Source organism: Calidifontibacter indicus (assembly GCF_003386865.1).
GTDB classification, from domain to species: Bacteria; Actinomycetota; Actinomycetes; order Actinomycetales; family Dermatophilaceae; genus Yimella; species Yimella indica.
This window is the reverse complement of sequence record NZ_QTUA01000002.1, coordinates 1-17477: the sequence shown is the minus strand read 5'-3', so window position 1 is coordinate 17477 and position 17477 is coordinate 1. Positions and strand designations below refer to the sequence as shown.

The following is a 17477-nucleotide window of genomic DNA, read 5'->3' as shown; positions in this document are numbered from 1 at the left end:
GACCCGCTTCCATCTAGGGGGCAGCCTCAGCCAGTGCATGCATCTGGGGTACACCCCAATCAGACACTCGATGGCCTCACAACTGCCACCCGGGGCGCGACGTCGCTGGCTCTGGATCCCGCCCATATACCTTGTGCAGGGCGGGTTGCGCCGCCATCAAGCGGTGCGCGTTAGGTCGAGGGAGAGCAGGCAGCAGTGTCGGTACTGGGTAACTTCATCTGGGGGATCGCGGATCAGCTCCGCGGCGTGTACAAGCCAGCGCAGTACGGGACCGCGACCCTCCCGTTCCTGATCCTGCGCCGCATGGAATGCGTCCTGGACGAGCACCGCGACGAGATCGACGCCCTCGTCGCGAAGCATCTCAACGACGACGTTCTGGCCGCAATGCTCCGCAAGAAGTTCGACGTGCACTTCTGGAACCGCACCGACTACACGTTGAAGAAGCTGCTGGGCGACCCGGAGAACCTTGCCGACAACCTCATCGATTACACCGCCGGGTTCTCCGCGAACGTGCGGGACATCTTCGAACGGTTCGAGTTCAGCAAGACGATCGGGCGGCTCGACGAACACGACCGGCTCCTGCTGGTCACACAGGCGTTCGCCGGCATCGACCTGCACCCGACCGCAGTGTCGAACGCGGACATGGGCGAGGTGTTCGAGCACCTCATCTTCAAGTTCTCCACCGCCTCCAATGAAACCGCCGGTGAGCATTTCACGCCCCGCGACGCCATCCGGTTGCTGGTCGACCTGGTCTTGAACGCCGACGACGACCTGCTCGCCTCACCCGGTGTCGTCCGATCCATCTACGACCCGACCGCCGGCACCGGCGGGATGCTGTCCGTGGCCGAGGACGCGATCCTGACGATGAACCCGGACGCCTCGATCACCTTGGCCGGGCAGGAACTCAACCCGGAGTCGTACGCGATCTGCAAGTCCGACATGATCGGCAAGGGTCAAGCGGTCGATGCGATCCGGCTCGGCGACACGCTCCGGGATGATCGGCACGCCGGCACCACCTACGACTACTGCCTGTCCAACCCGCCTTACGGTGGCGACTGGAAGGCAGCCGAACCGGTCGTCCGCAAGGAACACCAGGCGAAGGGTGGCCGTTTCGACGCGGGCCTGCCCCGCATCAGCGACGGGCAGATGCTGTTCCTGCAACACCTCGTCTCCAAGATGCGCCCCGCCACCGCCAGCGTCTCGAACTCCGGTGGCCGGGCCGGGATTGTCCTCAACGGGTCACCCCTGTTCACCGGCGGCGCTGGGTCAGGCGAGTCAGAGATCCGCCGGTGGCTCATCGAATCCGACCTGATCGACGCGATCGTCGCCCTCCCGACGAGCATGTTCTACAACACCGATATAGCCACCTACATGTGGATCCTCGACAACCACAAGCCCAAGGAGCGGCGCGGCAAGATTCAGTTGATCGACGCTACGAACCGATGGACGAAGCTACGGAAGAAGCTGGGTTCGAAGAACCGCGAGATCAGCGACACCGACCGTGACTTGATCGTGAAGCTGTACGACGAGTTCACCGACACCGATGAGTCGAAGATCCTCGAACCCGCCGACTTCGGGTACTGGGAGATCACCGTCGAACAGCCACTGCGGCTCAGGTTCGACATCACCCCCGACACGATCAACGCAGCGCTGGCGACGAAGTCGGTGCAGAAGTTGGGCGTCGACGAGCAGACCAAGGTCCGGGCCGGGCTCGAGTCGCTGACCGGGCAGTCGTGGAGCAACCGGGACGAGTTCACCAAGCAGCTGCGGCTCGCGATCAAGCACGCCGGCACCACCGTCGCGACACCGGTCGTGAAGGCGATCTGGCAGGCGATCGGGGAACACGACGACACCGCCGACATCTGCAAAGACACCAAAGGCAACATCGAACCGAACACCGACCTGCGCGACACCGAGTTGGTCCCGTTCCGCGACACCATCGACGACTACTTCACCCGCGAAGTCACCCCTCACGTCCCCGACGCCTGGATCGACCACACCAAGACGAAGATCGGGTACGAGATCCCGTTCACCCGCCTGTTCTACAAGTACGTGCCACCGCGACCGCTCGAAGAGATCGACGCCGAGCTCAACGTCCTCGCGAAAGAGATAATCGACATCCTCCAGGCGGTCGAAGGATGAGTGAGGCAACAGCACCCTGGCAGTGGAGGCTGCCCGACGGCTGGACGACCAAACCATTGTTCTCTGTTGGGCGGGAGACGAAAGTCAAGAATGTTGGTCTCAGGGAGCAGAACCTGCTGTCGTTGAGCTATGGCCGGATCGTCGCAAAAGACATCAACACATCGGAGGGGCTGCTCCCAGAGTCGTTCGAGACGTACCAGATCGTCTCTGTTGGTGACATCGTGTTCCGGTTCACTGACCTGCAGAACGACAAACGCAGCCTCAGGTCAGCCCGCGTTGACCAACGAGGAATCATCACATCGGCGTACATGGCGTTCACTCCGACGAAGGTCTCATCGCGGTTCTTCGAGTACCTCATGCGGGCGTACGACGTCAGCAAGGTCTTCTACGGGATGGGTGGAGGGCTGAGGCAGTCACTGAAGTACGACGACGTTCGGCGGATGCCTGTCGTCCTGCCACCGTTGGCTGAGCAGCGGGGGATTGCGGATTTCTTGGATCGGGAGACGGGCAAGATCGACGCGCTCATCAAGAAGCAAACCGAACTGATCACCCGCCTCCACGAACGACGGCAAGCCGTCATCGAAACCTGCATGCTGACGGAAGCGGAGCCGGTCAAGTTCGGGTACTACCTCGACGCGCTACCCGGAAATGCGTTCGCAAGTGATCGGTTCGAACCAGGAGGGGAAGGCGTTCGGCTTCTCCGTGGAATTAACGTCAAACCGGGCTGCACCGACTGGTCAGAACGAGTCGATTGGGCCTTGGATGACGTGACGCCATACGAGAGGTACAGGCTCTGTGAAGGCGATGTCGTACTTGGTCTGGACCGACCATTCGTGTCCGGAGGGACGAGGGTTGCAGCGATCGCAGATGCCGATCTCCCGGCGCTACTCCTCCAACGAGTCGTGCGATTTCGCCCACGCGTGGGGTTGACTAGCAGGTTCCTTCAGTTGGTCCTCGCATCGCGGGCGTTCGTTGAGTACGCAACGCCGGAGTTCACAGGGGTTTCCGTCCCACACCTAAGTGACTCGCAGGTGCGAGCCTTCCGTGTTCCGTTGCCGAGCGCGGCCGATCAAGAGCGGATCACGAACACCATCGACCATGAGATGGCGAGGATTGATGAGTTGATTGGGAAGACGGAGCGGATGATCGAGCTCTCCAAGGAGCGCAGGTCCGCGCTGATCACCGCAGCGGTGACCGGTCAGATCGACGTGAACGAGCACGGGGGTGCCGCATGAGTCAGGTGTTGGAGAAGGCGTTCGAGGACGAACTGTGCGCCTACTTGGCAGCGCATGGCTGGTTGTACTCGCTGAACGATGCCGGGTATGACCGGCAGCGGGCGTTGTTCCCCGAGGACGTGTTCGCCTGGTTGGAGGAGACACAACCGGGCGAGCTCGCCAAGAAGGTGAAACCGTCGACGTCCGAGACCGCGCAGGCGAAGGCGCGGGAGGGGATCCTAACGAGGCTCTCGGCGGTGCTGGATAAGGGGCAGGCGGGTGCTGGTGGGTCGTTGCAGGTGCTGCGGACCGGGTTCAAGGATGTGCCGGCGTCGTACCAGATGATGCAGAAACGTCCCGAGCAGGCGATCAACCCGACCGTGAACGCCCGGTACGCCGCGAACCGGTTGCGGGTGATGCGGCAGGTGCACTACTCGGCCAAGAACCAGAACAGCATCGATCTGGTGTTGTTCGTCAACGGGATCCCGGTCGCGACGATCGAGTTGAAGACGGACTTCACCCAGAACGTGGGGGATGCGAAGAAGCAGTACATGAAGGACCGGGCGCCGGCGGGTGAACCGTTGCTGGGGTTCGGGACGCGCGCGTTAGTGCATTTCGCGGTGTCGAACGACGAAGTGTGGATGACGACCAAGCTCGCCGGTGACGACACGGTGTTCCTGCCGTTCAACCGGGGCGATGCCGGGCATCGCGGGAACGGTCCTGATGAGGATGGTGGGTCACCGGCCACGTACCTGTGGCGGGACGTGCTCGACCGCGACCAGTTCCTGGACATCCTCGGCAAGTTCATGCACTACGAGGAATCGAAACGGACCGACCCGGCCACGAAGAAGGTGACGATCAGTCACACGCTGATCTTCCCCAGGTTTCACCAGTTGGATGCCGTCACGAAGATCGTCGCCGACGCGAAAGTGAACGGTGCCGGTCAGCGGTACCTGATCCAGCACTCCGCCGGGTCGGGGAAAACGAGGTCGATCGCGTGGACGGCGCACCGGCTCGCCACCCTGCACGACGCCGACAACGGCAAGGTGTTCGACTCCGTCATTGTGGTGACGGACCGGAACGTGTTGGACGCGCAGTTGCAGGAGGCTGTGAAACAGATCGAGTCCACGTCCGGTGTGGTGGCGACGATCTCCCCGAACGAGGCCGCGAAAGCATCGTTCGGGTCGAAGTCGGCGTACCTGGCGAAAACCCTGGAGTCTGGGCAGTTAATCATCGTGGTCACGATCCAGACGTTCCCGTTCGTGTTGGAGGCGTTGCAGGAGAACCAGTCGCTGAAGGGCCGCCGGTTCGCGGTCATCGCGGACGAGGCGCACTCCTCCCAGACGGGGCAGACGGCGACGAAGCTGAAGCAGGTCCTCACCGCCCAGGAAGCCGCAGCGTTGGATGACGGGGGAGGGGTCGACGTCGAGGCGATCTTGGCGGCGGAGGCGAAGGCGAAGGCGGACACCCGCAACATCACGTTCGTCGCGTTCACTGCGACCCCGAAACCGAAGACGTTGGAGATGTTCGGCACCCCGGACGGGGACGGGTTACCGCGCCCGTTCCACCTGTACACGATGGCGCAGGCCATCGAGGAGGGGTTCATCCTGGATGTGCTGCGGTCGTACACGACCTATTCGACGGCGTGGGAACTGGCGACGAAGGCCGGCAAGGGTCAGGTGACGATCAGCACCCGGGACGCGGCGGGGGAGTTGGTCGATGAGTCGGCTGCGACGAAGGGGCTGATGCGGTGGGTGAAGCTGCACCCGACGAACATTGCCCAGAAGGTGCAGATCATCGTCGAACACTTCGAAGCGAACGTGAAGGGTCTGCTCGGCGGCCGCGCGAAAGCGATGGTCGTCACCGATTCCAGGGTGGCGGCGGTCCGGTACAAGACCGCGATGGACGCCTACATCGCCAAGCAGGGGTACACGGACTACACGAGCCTGGTCGCGTTCTCCGGTGACGTGGATGACCAGGAAACGGCGGCCGGGTCGAAGCTGACGAACACCGACGGCAAGTTCACCGAAGCGTCGATGAACCCCAGTGCCGGCGATCTGCGGACAGCGTTCAAGAAGCCGGAGTACCGGGTGATGATCGTCGCGAACAAGTTCCAGACCGGGTTCGACGAACCGTTGCTGTGCGCGATGTACGTGGACCGGCAACTGTCTGGGGTGACCGCGGTACAAACGTTGTCCCGGTTGAACCGTGCCTACCCGGGCAAAGACGCGACGATGATCCTGGACTTCGTGAACGACGCCGACGACATCCTGGCGGCGTTCAAGCCGTACTACGAGGAAGCGGAGATCGTTGCGACGACGGACCCGAACCTGCTGCACGACCTACAGGGGAGACTGGATCAGTCGGGGATCTTCACGTTCGAGGAGATCGACGCTGTGGTTACGGCGTACGTGACCACAGCGGGCAACAACAAGATCGCTGGGGCGTTGCAGCCGGTGAAGCACCGGTTCGTCACCGCGTACAACCAGGCGGTGCAGTCCGGGGACAAGGTCACCCAGGACGAGTTGGACATGTTCCGTAAGGACGTGTCGACGTTCGTGAAGCTGCACGACTTTCTGTCTCAGATCGTCGATTTCGGCGATACCGACGTGGAGAAGCACGCGATCTTCTTCCGGTTGCTGGCACCGCACATCCGGGGCCGGCAAACGTCCACCCACATCGACCTGTCCGAGGTGACCCTGGCGAACATCAAGCAGAAGGAGCACGCCACCCAGAAGCTTGACCTGACCACGGGGGAGTCGGTGAAGCTGAACCCGGTCACCGCGGCGGGGTCGGCGAAGAAGCACGACCCGAAACTGGTGCTGCTGCAGGAGCTGATCGCGAAGCTGAACGAGCAGTTCGCGGGGGAGGACTTCGGCACGCACCAGGTGCAGTCGTGGGTGTTGTCGTTGATCGAGGAGATGAAGACCGACCCGGTCCTGAAAGCCCAAGCGGTCGTGAACAGTCAGGACCAGTTTTTGTCGTCGAAGACGTTGAAGGACAACCTGCTCATCGCGGTCGCATCAACGGACGCTGCCCAGTCACGCATGGCGGAACTGTTCAACAACAAGGGCTCCATCGAACAGTCGATGCTCACCCTCCTCGGAGAACTGCTGTACCTCGACCTGCACGGAAACGACTGAGGAAGGGGACTGCAGCGTGGTCCGTGTCGCTGAAGCGCGTCCCAGAACCTATCGAGCTACTCCGCCGGATCCTCCAATTGGAGACCATGGTGCCGACAAGGCTGGCGTCATTTCCTTTGATATGTAACAGGATTCGGTGGTCCGGGCTATCTTGGAGTCAGGTATCGGCGTATGTCCCGCACAGCGGCCGCGGCGTCACCGGCGGAATAGGTCTGGACTGCGTCGGTTTTGTAGCCGTCGTCGCGTCGGCGGCCGCGACGCATGAGGGAGACTTCGACATCGTGCAGGCCACGACGGACTAGTGCTGCGGCACGGTTGCGGTGGGTGGCTAGCGCTTCGACGGTGTCTGGCCAGTGGTCTGGGGGAGCGGTCGCGCCGATGGCCTCCACGATGGTGTCGAACAGTGTTCTCTGCGCCGAGGTGCTAAGGGTGCTGGTGCGCGACGATGATGTGACCGCTTCCGGTGCGACCTGATCGTCGACATGCGGTGGTTCGTCTGCCTGCACATAGGCGATGGCTTGGTCGACCGCGTCGCGCGCTTGGCGAAGTGCGGCGAGGAGGTCCTCTCGGCCAGCCCCTGGATAGTCGGTGGCGGTGACGAACGTGCCACGGCCGCGGTCGGTGCGGACCAAGCCCTGTGAGGCCAGCACCTGTAGTGCGTGCCGGACCGTGTTGATGCCCGACACGTCGTACTCACGCTGCAGCGCGAGCAGCGAGGGCAGCTTGTCGCCCACGACGTAGTCGCCGGCGGCGATGCGAGCCCGGAGGTCGTCGGCGATCTGCCGGTAGCGGGGGGTGCTCATGCAACAAGGGTACCAACCTGCATATCAAGAACTCAGTATATATAATACTCTGAGTATTCAATAACCTGACATGATCTCAGCTGCCGGTCGCCGACCGCCCTTTGCGGGGGCGGGGGGTCGCGGAAACTGTCACGTGGGCTCCGATCACCCCCGATGTTCCTACTCAGAGGCCGAGGCTGGTGGCGGCGTTGTCGGTCCAGGCGTTGTGGATGCGGACGTAGCCGCCGAGGGTAGTCAGGGACCGGTGCCGGGACTGGTGGGCGATCGCGCGGTCGGTCGCCCCGCGCAGGTGTGCGTAGGTGATGAACCCCGCGCGCAGGGAGTGCGCGGAGTAGGGGAGTGGGTCGATCCCGGCGCGGCCGATCGCGTGCTGGACGAGGGTGTTGATCGACTCGGGGTGCAGTGACCGGCCGGTGGCCTTGTTTCCCTTGGTCACTCCTTGGAAGACGGGGCCGGTGGTGATCTGGGCGAGCTCGAGCCAGGCGCGCAGTGCGGTGACGGGACACCGGTCGGGGTTGCCGGAGCGGGGGAGGACTACGAGTTCGGCTTCGGTGCCGTGCTGGTTGGTCTTGGACCGGGGCAGCGTCAGGACGAGCCCGTTGGGGTGCTCGTCGACGTGCTCGACCTGGAGGGCGGCGAGTTCGCTGCGGCGCAGGGCGCCGACGAACCCGACGAGCAGCAGCGCCCGGTCGCGGTGCCCGGCCAGGTCTGGTTCGGGTGCCCGGTTCTTGGTCTTCCAGATCCTGGTGGTGGGGCAGGCGGCGAGAACGTCGAACAGTTCGGGGGGCATCAACGGGGTGGCTTGATCTGGTGGTGCGCCGTGGGTGCGGCGGATCCCTTCCCAGACCGCGACCACCCGGGCGTTGCTGGTGGGGTCGGGTAGGTCCTGCAACTGGTGGACGAATTTCAACGCGGACAGGCGCCGGCTCATCGTGCCGACCTTCGCGCCGGCTTTGGCCAGGTCGGACAGGTACCCGGTGATCGTCGAGGCGGCCGCCGGCAACGGGTCTCGGTCGTGCTGGACGCACCAGGTGGTGAATTCGGTCCAGTCCGAGCGGTACCCGCGCAGTGTGTTCGCCGCCCGGGCGGCCTCGACGTACTCGGTCTCGGCTTCGGTGAGCGGTACGTCGTCGAGCAGCTGTACCGCATCTGTGGTCGCTGACACCCGTGCGACCGTCCCCGCGACCGAGTGCGTCGAGGGCGTTGTTCCGGGTGGGTCGGTCGGCGTGGCCATGAGGTCACCCTACGGCTTATTACACGGGATTCCATGCATTATCCCATGTAATAGAAGGCGCGCGATTAGGCTCGACCGTAGGCGCTCGTCCTGGTGTTTGGCGGCGCTGTTCGCGTCAGATGCTGCCCGCGTTCCCCATTGGGGCCGCATGAACATTGCCCGGGAGTGCTTGCGAGGACCCTCGCGGCCCGCCGGACCTACCGGCGCAGACTGAGAACAGGTCGTTCCGTCTCGCTGCCAGCGGCGTCGAGCACCCGCATTACTGTGGCCGCGGGCAGCCCTGTCTCGGCGGCGAGCCGGCCGATCGCGTCCTCGTCCTCCTCCAGCAGCGCCACCGCCCGTGGCAGCAGGATTGGACCCTCAGGTGGCCCCAAGGGGCCCGGCTCGGGCAGGCCCCAGGAGCTGAGCTGACGCAGCCCCCGCTTGTAGGTGCTCTCGCCGAAGACGTCCAGGTGGTGTCCCCGCACGAGCAGCGCCTTCAGGCTCAGACCCCACCGCTTCTTGAGTGCATGCAGCGTCGTCCAGTCCAGCCGTCGTGGCAGCTCGTCGGTGATCTGGTCAGCGGGAGCCAGGAACTCCGCGGCGAAGGCGTGGGCCTGCTCCTCCACCACCCGGGAGCCGGGCTCGGTGTCGTGGTGCATCAGCAGATGGCCCAGTTCATGCGCGGCGTCGAACCGGCTGCGGGCCTTGTCGCCCTTGTGGGGGTTGAGCAGGACGAGAGGGCGTGTCCCCTGCTGGTGGGAGAAGGCATCTACCCGTCGGGTGGCGTCATCGAGCTGTACGACGACGACCCCGTGGGATTCCAGCAGACGAACGACGTGAGAAACCGGGCCCGCGCCAACTCCCAGTGCCGTTCTCGCTTGCCGGGCCAGCTCAGCCACCTCGGCCAGCCGCAGCTCCGGAGACACCGCAAGGTCCGGCAAAGCCACCGGCGGTAGCTCCACGTAGCGCTCAACCGCCTCGAGGACGGCCAAGGTGAGCTCTGCGAAGGCCAATGCCTTGTCCCGCTCCAGCGCGCTGGTGGAGCGCAGGCTGCGGAAGTGCGCCCCTGAGGTGTCAAGTGCGGCTACCGGGTGCCCGGCCCGGAAGAAGTCCGGGACGACGCTCAGCGCGTCGGCCATGGCTTCCACGACGGGCAGGGTCGGTCGCGACTGACCTTTCTCGTACTGCGTAATCGCCGCCGGAGTCACCCCGGCTGCCTGGGCCAGCACCGTGCGGCGCTGCCCGGCGAGGCGGCGAGCCAGGGCCAGGCGGCTAGGGTCGAAGTCGCTGATGACTCCTTGCGCTCGGCGCCGCGCCGCACGCTGGCGGCCGGCGTCGAAGTCCAGCATCTCGGTCATGACCCAGCGCCTGAGTGCGGCGCTTCCTCCTGCCCGGCGGGTCGACGGCGCTTGACCGCCACCGTGGGCTCGGCCATGGCGTCGTGATCGGGCGAGCTCGTAGGCGAGACGTCGCCGGGCAGGGGTAGACCACCGGTGCCGCCGCGGCCGGTGGTGAGCTCGACCACCGCGAGCCACGGCGAGGAGCCCACCCGCGGGAAGCCGGCGAAGATGCGGATCCCGTCCTCGTCCAGCCCCTGCCAGGCCAGGTGGAGGTAATGCAGCGCCTGTGGCTTGGTGTTGTAGAGCGAAAGGTCATCTGGCGGGAGGGACGCGAAGAGCGTCTCCTCGCTGGGCCAGTAGAGCCTGGTGTTCGCCCGGGCAGCGCGCAGACGCACTTCGCTGCTGTCCCAGCTGATCTGGTGCGGACTCCATGTGGCCGTGCGTGAGGTGACCTTGCTCAGGTGCCAGACCTTGCTGGCGAAGCTGATCTCCAGGGTCTGGGAGCCGCTGACCTCGACCTCCTGCATGTTCCCGATGTGCGCGGGGGCGAGTTGAAGGATGTTGCGGTGGCACTGGATCCCGAAAGAGAGGGCATCGTCACCCAGTTTGGGTTCGTGCCGCTTCCGGTTGGTCTCGTGCACCTTCTCGATCAGCGCGCACAGGTCGTCGAGGGGGCCTTCCGTGCGGGCGTGGCGGATGACCTCCTCCAAGTGGCTGCGGGCCGCGGGATCCTCGTTCATGCTAAGACTATAGCAGGAGAGACAAATTGCGGTTGGAAATCAAGTGAATGTCGCTGGATTCGTTGCTCGGTAAAGACATGGGGAGATGCCGATGACCCGCGACGTGGGCCCGACTGCGATCGGGCCAACCGTGCCGATCGCAGTCGCAGTCCCCAGGGCGCCGTCCGTACCGCTGGAGCGTCTGCTGGGCCCCTCCAGCGATGACCCCTTTCACCGCCTGGCTGCGGCAGGCTGCTCAGCTACGGCGGGCACGCCCAGACCGCCCAGATGAACATCCACCCCTGGCTGCCGTGCTTCCAAGTCGACGACTACGGCATCCGCGACGTTGGCGTCCTCACCGACTCTCCCGTCGCCTGCGTCCGCCGCCCCGCGTCAGCGACGAGAGCCAAGCCGTCGGTTTGGCCGATGAGGAGCTGCGTCATGGGGCCGCGGTGACGTGCACCAGCCCCAGTGGGCGAGCGAACTCATGCAGGACTACTACAAGCCAGAGACGTCGAAGACTCAGGACTAGGTCTGGCTCTTGGCTCTTTCGCGGTGGGGCAAAAACCCTTGTAGCAGAAACGGTTTCGTTATTGCTACGCCTGGCAAAGCCGCGAATCTGGTTCAGCCACGTCCTTCAGGGTGCGGACATGTCGTAGTGGGGAGAGGATGAGGAACAGGCTTGTGCTGAGCAGGCCGAGCGTTCCGATGAGTAGCGCGCCTCGGGTGCCGGTTGCCGCGCCGAGCCACCCGCCAAGTAGCGCACCGAGCATTTGGACTCCTTGCGCGACGAACGAGTACGCGGCGTTGGTGCGTCCGAGTAAGTGATCGGGTGTGACGGTTTGCCGCACGCTCATGCCGTGGACGTTGCACGCCGTGATGCCGAAACCTTGCACGAAGAAGGCTGTGGCAAGGATCGGCGCTGCCCACATCCCTCGCTGAGTGGCTGGGAGGATGAGAGGAGCCAGGTCTCCGAGCACGGCGGCGGCTACGAGTGTTTTTCCCAGGCCAAATCGTGCGGCCGCACGCCCAGTCACAGTGGCTCCGAGCAGCGCGCCGATCGCGCCGATCGACATCATCAAACCCAGGGTGCCCGGCGACATGCCAAGGGTACGAACGGCGAAGATCACCAAGACTGTCTGCACCACTTGCCAGCACAAGTTGTAGCTGGCCGCCTCCCCAAGAAACGCCCGCAGGTAGGGGTTGCGAAAAATGAGGCGGAATCCCTGTCCCATCTGGGTCCGTAGCGGCGTACTGCGGTCCACAAGGGCGGCCTTTTCGCGGGTTCGTACTGCCGCAACACCCACGGCTGAAGCGAGGTAGCTCACGGCATCAACGAGCAGCGCAAACGGTGCACCGATCACCTGAACAAGCAAACCGGCAAGACCTGGCCCACCGACTTCGGCGACTGACTCACTCGCTGTCAGGCGCGAGTTCGCACCCGTGAGGTGCTCGGTCGGAACGATCGCCGGTAGGTACGAACGATGAGCGATGTTGAAGAAAACCTTGCCGATCCCCGCAACGCCGGCCATGGCCAGCAGCCATGCGAAGGTCAACCGATGTGTGGCAGCAAGGACAGGGATAGTCCCGATTGCTACGGCCTGAAGCGCGTTGGATGCAATCAGGACTCCGCGTCGTTGCCACCGGTCAACCAAGAGGCCGGCGGGGATAGCAAAAAGCAAGTAGGGGGCGTAGCTGGCTGCGCCGAGGAAGCCTAGTTGCTTGGCGTTCGCGTCAAGGGTGACGACGGCGGTGAGCGGTAGCGCGAGCTGGAGCACCTGAGAGCCGAGTAGTGATGCGCTCTCGGCCGCCCACACGAAGCGGAAGTCGCGCCGCCACCGGCCGCTGGCTGCGCTGTCTCGGCTGGCGTTGTCAGTCATGCCTGTACCCCGATCTCGCCGGTTGCACCGGCATAACTCGTTTTGGTGGTGAGTCTGCCCAGCAAAACATGTTTTGGGGGATCGGTGTGAGGTAGCGTGAGTGAATGCTCGATGTGGAGGCCCTGGCGCTGCTCGGCGACCACGTGGCCCTGGACTTCGTGAACACCATCGAAGACCGCACAGGACACCACCCCGACGACACGCTGCGAACGCCTGATGACCTGTATCGCTGGGCGCGGCGCGTCGGCATCGAGGATGTCTCGCCCGAGTCACCCTTGGGTTCGCCGCGCGATGAACTCGGGCGTGTTGTGCACCTGCGCGAGAGTGTTCACGCGATCTTGGTTGCCTTCGACAATGGTCATGCGCCTTCCTACATGGCGATGCAGGTCGTTTCCGATACATGCGTCGAAGCGTGTACCCATCGCAGGCTCATCGGGGGCCCGCCGTCGTTGACTTGGGCATGGGACCGCCCCTGCTTAGAGAACGTGCGCTACCACGTTGCGCTTGAAGCGGCGAGCCTTCTCACCGACCCAAGGCTCATGGCACGCACACGCCTGTGCGCCGCCGAGTTGTGCGGATGGTTCTACCTCGACCACAGCAAGAACAACAGCCGTCGATGGTGCTCAATGCGCGGGTGCGGAACTAGAGAAAAGGCGAAGCGTCGCACAGTCAGCCACGCATGATCGCCATCTCAGGGTGCGTAAACGGTGGCGAGTTCAACCGGTCAGTTTCGGTACTTTCGAACATTTGGTGAAGGGCGGCGGTCGTGACCCAGTGGGGATACGCGCGAGTGAGCACCCTTGAGCAAGACGCCGCCATGCAGCTCGAGGCGCTCCAGCGCGCCGGCGACCCAATGTTCGCCTTCCCCTGCATCCCCGCCTACCAGCACCGCCGCAGCCGCCGGATGGGAGAGCACTTCCTGATGTGCTTCCAGCCGCGCCGGATCTTCTTCGGCGTCGACCGTGGCGACCCCGGCGGTGAACGCATCCGTGAGGACATCTACGCCCGGGTCGAGGACTGGGACGCCGTGCCGCCCCACCCGCAGCTGGTCGATCTGGCCTACGGTGATCCGACGATGCGGGAGTGGCGCCAGTACGCGCTACCGGACCAGAACACCCGGCTGCTGGAGCAGTGCCCGCTCCACACCAACGGGAAGGTACCCAGGTGAGCGCAGGGGCACAGTTGGTCACCGACTGCGGGGCGCTGTTCAACCAGCGGCAGTGGCAGAACGCCTGGTCTGCCACCTCTATCGAGTCCTGCCTGGCGGAGACCTCGCTGCCCGTCGGCAACGGCCATGCCGTTGCCGACGGGCAGCGGCTCCGGCTGATCTCTGACAGCCCGTTCTGGACCGGGTATGAGGCCGACGGTGACGCCCCTGCCATCTGGTCAGGCAACGTCGCCTACCTCGGCACCCTGTACGCCAGCACCAGTCCGCTGAACACACTGACGATCGAGCAGTTCACTCACGTGGTCGCAGCCGCCCTGGAGCAGACACGAACCTGGCAGGCTCAGGCGCTGGTGATCCCCGGCCTGGAACGCCCCGACCTGGTCCAGGTCGCCCGCGCCGCGCAGAACGCGCTCCTCATGCGCCTGGACGTCATCAGCCGGCTACAGGTACCCGCCAGCATCGAGGACTACCTGGCCGGCCTGTCCAAGTCCGGCCGCAGCGGCATGCGCCGCGAGCACCGGCGCGCCCAAGAAGCCGGCGTCACCTTCCACCGCTACCGCCACGACGAGGAACAGCTGGAGGCGAAGATCCACCGGTTCGCCGACCTCACCACCCAGTCCGCGACCCGGCACGGCATCCCGGCGCTGTACGACACCGCGTCACTGCTGACGATGGCCCGCACACCGATGGCTGCGCTCCTCACCGCTGAGTCCGGCGGTGAGGTCCTGGCCGGCACCCTGGCGTTCGTCCACGACAACGTGATGGTGCTGTGGGCGGCCGGTGTCGAGCAGCATGGCATGGAGGAGCACCACGCCTACACCTTCTTGCTGCACGAGACGATCCAGTCGATCTGCGGATCAGCGATCACCGTGCTGGACTTCGGCCGCGGCAACGTCACCTTCAAGCAACGTCGCGGCTTCACCGCCACCGACCAGTGGACGCCCGTCTTCGTTACCGCCGAAGACCCTCGCATCGAGAGTGAGCTGGTGAAGATGGACACCACCATCGCGCAGATGCTCGGTCAGCCGGCGTGAGCGCACAGCCAGCCACCCGGACCCGGGTGCGCCGCACCGCCCTACCCCGGCTGCTGTTCGCGGTGGCCCTGGCGAACATGGCCTACACCGTGCTCGTCCCGTTCGTGCCGCTACTGGCCGACCGGTTCGACATGAGCCCGCTGCAGATCGGGATCGCGTTCGGCGGGTTCGCCGCCGCCAAGGCCGTGGTCCAACCCTTCGGCGGCCGCTTGGTCGACCGCTGGGGCGGCCTGCCGGTGGCGTTCGGTGGCCTCTGCGTCGCGGCCACCGCCACCCTGGCGTTGGCCACCTCCACCAACGCCACCTCGATCGTGGCCTTTCGTGTCCTGTGGGGCGTCGGTGAAGGGTTCGCCATGCCCGGCCTGTATCAGCTGACCAGCCAGCTCGGGCAACGCTCCTCCATCGGCCGCGCCAAGGCCCTCGGCCGGTTTGGTGCCGCCGCGGTCATCGGCATGACCGCCGGACCGGGCCTGGTCGCCGCGTTCTCCGGCACCATCACCTTCAGGACGGCGTTCATCATCGGCGCCGCCATGACCTATCTCAGCGCTGCGCTGATCCTGACCGAACGCGCTGACCTCGCCGGCACCCACACCGATACGGGGTCCGCCGCGACCGGAGGTGAGGAACTCGCCCGCAACGCCGGTCTGAGCAGCCGCCAGCTGCTGGTGGCCGCGCTAATGCTTGGCGCGGCCGACCTGTTCAACAACTTCATCTATGCCGCCCTCGAACCGATCTACCCCCTGCACCTGAAGGAGATCCTGCACGCCAGCCAGACCACCATCGAGGTCACGTTCTTCTGCGGGCTCGGCATCTTCGCCATCGGCTCCTTCTTCGCCGGCACCCTGGTCGAACGCTGGGGCGCCCGCAACAGTGCTGCCGCAGCATTCATCGTGCAGACCCTGGCCCTGCTCGGCGGTGCCGCCGCCGGCATGACCGGCGTCTTCGTCGCCGCCTTCTTTATCGTCATGGCAGTCCAACCCGTCGTGTACGTCGCGCTACGCACCTCCGTCACCCAGCTCACCGAAGGCAACGAGGGGACCGCCTTCGGCTGGTTCGGGCTCGCCTCCGACGTCGGGTGGATCCTCGGACCCATCGTCGCCGGAGCCCTGTTCCAAGGCCTGCACGGCGCAGTCCTCCTCGTCCTGGCCGCGGTCACCATCGCCGGGCTGCTCACCATCTGGCGCACCAGCACCACCCAGCACACCGCACCAGCACCGTCAGTGCCCTGACCCGCAGGATTCACGCAGGTCAGCAACAGAAACCGTGCGCAGTAGCCACCGCCGCACGGGTTGGCATCGAGCTGCCAACCTCCCGGACTGTCCGAAAACGTCGGCCCAAGGGGTCACTGAGCCGAGTCGCGGACCGCCCCGACTCATTGGTTCCAGCACTCGGTGGACTGGTGGTTGATTCCTGCGGCGCGACCGATCTGCTCCCGCCATCGTCGGCTCGCTGCCCGAGCCTCCTGGGCGAGCCGATCGGTGTCGTGGCGCGTCCCGGCGAGCTCCAGGACGGGCAGGACCGGCCGGACTCTAGAGACCAGCACCCGATCGACCCGGGTCGAGGAGATGATCACCCGCTCGACCCCGTACCCGTACGGTCACCTGCACGCTGCGTATCTCACCTGCTGGCGGTAGCCCGGCGTCGGCCAGCCCGGCGGCGCACGGCGCGTCGTCGGCGACCTCGCGGGCGGTGACCGGCGCCAGCAGCGCGCAGGCGGAACCCGGGTCGGCGGAGGCTGTGCGGACGAACGCGGTGGCGGCGGTGCGAACGTCGGGTGCTTCGACCGAGCCCTGACCCGAGCACGCCACGACGACCAGGGTGATCGGCGCCAGCGCAGCCGTCGTGGCCAGCGCGCGCCGCCTGCTGCGATTCATGCGCCCGCAGCCGGCCCCGGTGGGCTCGGGTGCGGTGGTCAGGGTGGCCGACCGTTGAGGCCCAGCTGGGCTCCGGGTGGTGAGGGTCCCGGGCTCAGGAGTAGATGGCGAGGGGCATGACTCGCATCGAAGCTCCCTCTACGCGTGAGGCCATCTTTAGGTCGATGTATTCCGAGAGGGGCTTCTCGCCTACCTGTGGGACCTCCTCCATCAGCTCGGCTAGCTTTTGGATGCCGCCATCGAGCGCACCTGGGGCCAGGTTGCGAAGAATCTTGTTCCGGGAGAACGTGGGCACATCCATCTCGACGGGCGCGATGACTTTGCCCAGGACCGTGAAGGTGCCGTCGAGAAGTCGATCTGGATCGTCGATGATGAAGTGCGCCAAGTCACAGAGAGTGATGAGCGTGAGCGCCGGGTCGGTAGCTACGCGGCCGTAGTACTCCCGCGTCGTGTCTTGTCGAGTATCGGCCTTGACGGCGGTCGTGATCGCGCGCGCGAGATCTTCCTTCATCTCGGCGTCGAGCTTCATCTTCTCCGCGTGCATCACAACCGCCTCGTGGCCTCCCTCTGTGGGGAAGCGATCTAAGTATCTGCGCTTCACCGCGAACCGTGCGATAGCCCCAACGAGTTCCGGAGAGATGACGTCGAGAGCAAGCGTGAGCTCGACTGGGTCGAACGCGGTTGTGTGCCGGGAGGAGACGGATCACAGCTGCTGTCATCCTGTTCCGCAGACCGTCGACGACCGTCGGGCCAGACCCGTCGATCGCCGCGAGAACAGTCTCGGCGACATCAGCCGGCTGTCGCTTCCCCCGCCGACCGATGGGTTCATCGGAGTCTGAGTCGGGCCGGGACTGACCGCGACCACGCGAACGTTCGCGTGCTGCATTTCCGCCCAGAGCGCCTGTGTGAACGAGAGCACGTACGCTTTCGACGCGGCGTGCGCG

The 17477-nt window shown here is 65.1% G+C and carries 15 protein-coding genes; 7 read left to right on the top strand and 8 right to left on the bottom strand.

The features are described 5' to 3' along the window. Positions 1-195: 195 nt before the first annotated feature. The 3 genes from DFJ65_RS16835 to DFJ65_RS16825 are packed head-to-tail and all read left to right on the top strand — an operon-like array spanning position 196 to position 6499. A complete protein-coding gene (locus tag DFJ65_RS16835) occupies positions 196-2142 on the top strand; it encodes a type I restriction-modification system subunit M (RefSeq protein ID WP_115924481.1) in 1947 nt (648 codons plus the stop codon). Continuing rightward, positions 2139-3377: a restriction endonuclease subunit S gene (locus tag DFJ65_RS16830; RefSeq protein ID WP_115924479.1), complete on the top strand. Its 1239-nt coding sequence runs from the start codon at positions 2139-2141 to the stop codon at positions 3375-3377. Before DFJ65_RS16835 ends, DFJ65_RS16830 begins: the two co-directional genes overlap by 4 nt. Then, entirely contained in the window at positions 3374-6499 is a 3126-nt protein-coding gene (locus tag DFJ65_RS16825; RefSeq protein ID WP_115924477.1) for a type I restriction endonuclease subunit R, read from the top strand. The genes DFJ65_RS16830 and DFJ65_RS16825 overlap by 4 nt, the downstream gene beginning before the upstream one ends. A gap of 146 nt (positions 6500-6645) precedes the next feature. Here DFJ65_RS16825 and DFJ65_RS16820 read toward each other — a convergent pair whose 3' ends face one another. The 5 genes from DFJ65_RS16820 to DFJ65_RS16800 all read right to left on the bottom strand — a co-directional run bounded on the left by DFJ65_RS16820 (position 6646) and on the right by DFJ65_RS16800 (position 12457). Next, positions 6646-7302: a winged helix-turn-helix domain-containing protein gene (locus DFJ65_RS16820; protein WP_115924475.1), complete on the bottom strand. Its 657-nt coding sequence runs from the start codon at positions 7300-7302 to the stop codon at positions 6646-6648. 163 nt (positions 7303-7465) lie between these two features. Continuing rightward, a complete protein-coding gene (locus DFJ65_RS16815) occupies positions 7466-8467 on the bottom strand; it encodes a site-specific integrase (protein ID WP_170144163.1) in 1002 nt (333 codons plus the stop codon). 266 nt (positions 8468-8733) lie between these two features. Beyond that, positions 8734-9876, bottom strand: a complete 1143-nt coding sequence (locus DFJ65_RS16810) for a helix-turn-helix domain-containing protein (protein WP_245950493.1) — start codon at positions 9874-9876, stop codon at positions 8734-8736. Next, the gene (locus DFJ65_RS16805) at positions 9873-10598 is read right to left on the bottom strand and encodes a hypothetical protein (protein WP_115924471.1); all 726 of its coding nucleotides are present in this window, start codon (positions 10596-10598) and stop codon (positions 9873-9875) included. Before DFJ65_RS16805 ends, DFJ65_RS16810 begins: the two co-directional genes overlap by 4 nt. A 575-nt stretch (positions 10599-11173) precedes the next feature. After that, positions 11174-12457: an MFS transporter gene (locus tag DFJ65_RS16800; protein WP_115924469.1), complete on the bottom strand. Its 1284-nt coding sequence runs from the start codon at positions 12455-12457 to the stop codon at positions 11174-11176. A 104-nt stretch (positions 12458-12561) separates the two neighbouring features. On the opposite strand from DFJ65_RS16800, the gene DFJ65_RS16795 reads away from it, so the two are divergent. The 4 genes from DFJ65_RS16795 to DFJ65_RS16780 all read left to right on the top strand — a co-directional run bounded on the left by DFJ65_RS16795 (position 12562) and on the right by DFJ65_RS16780 (position 15888). Continuing rightward, a complete protein-coding gene (locus DFJ65_RS16795) occupies positions 12562-13140 on the top strand; it encodes a CGNR zinc finger domain-containing protein (RefSeq protein WP_115924467.1) in 579 nt (192 codons plus the stop codon). Between the two features lie 107 nt (positions 13141-13247). Then, complete coding sequence (locus tag DFJ65_RS16790) at positions 13248-13625, top strand: YqcI/YcgG family protein (protein WP_147301446.1); 378 nt, start codon at positions 13248-13250, stop codon at positions 13623-13625. After that, positions 13622-14659, top strand: coding sequence for a GNAT family N-acetyltransferase (locus tag DFJ65_RS16785; RefSeq protein WP_115924463.1), 1038 nt, complete (start codon positions 13622-13624; stop codon positions 14657-14659). The genes DFJ65_RS16790 and DFJ65_RS16785 overlap by 4 nt, the downstream gene beginning before the upstream one ends. Next, complete coding sequence (locus DFJ65_RS16780) at positions 14656-15888, top strand: MFS transporter (protein ID WP_147301445.1); 1233 nt, start codon at positions 14656-14658, stop codon at positions 15886-15888. Before DFJ65_RS16785 ends, DFJ65_RS16780 begins: the two co-directional genes overlap by 4 nt. Positions 15889-16188: 300 nt before the next feature. Here the strand turns inward: DFJ65_RS16780 and DFJ65_RS16775 are convergent, their stop codons facing one another. From DFJ65_RS16775 to DFJ65_RS18185, 3 genes are all read right to left on the bottom strand, one after another. Continuing rightward, a complete protein-coding gene (locus DFJ65_RS16775) occupies positions 16189-16533 on the bottom strand; it encodes a hypothetical protein (RefSeq protein ID WP_115924459.1) in 345 nt (114 codons plus the stop codon). Between the two features lie 94 nt (positions 16534-16627). Then, positions 16628-17134 (bottom strand): hypothetical protein, encoded by a 507-nt coding sequence (locus DFJ65_RS18190; RefSeq protein ID WP_147301444.1) that lies wholly within the window; start codon positions 17132-17134, stop codon positions 16628-16630. A gap of 114 nt (positions 17135-17248) precedes the next feature. Further along, a partial coding sequence (locus DFJ65_RS18185; protein WP_115924455.1) for an SDR family NAD(P)-dependent oxidoreductase occupies positions 17249-17477 on the bottom strand: 229 nt, incomplete at its 5' end.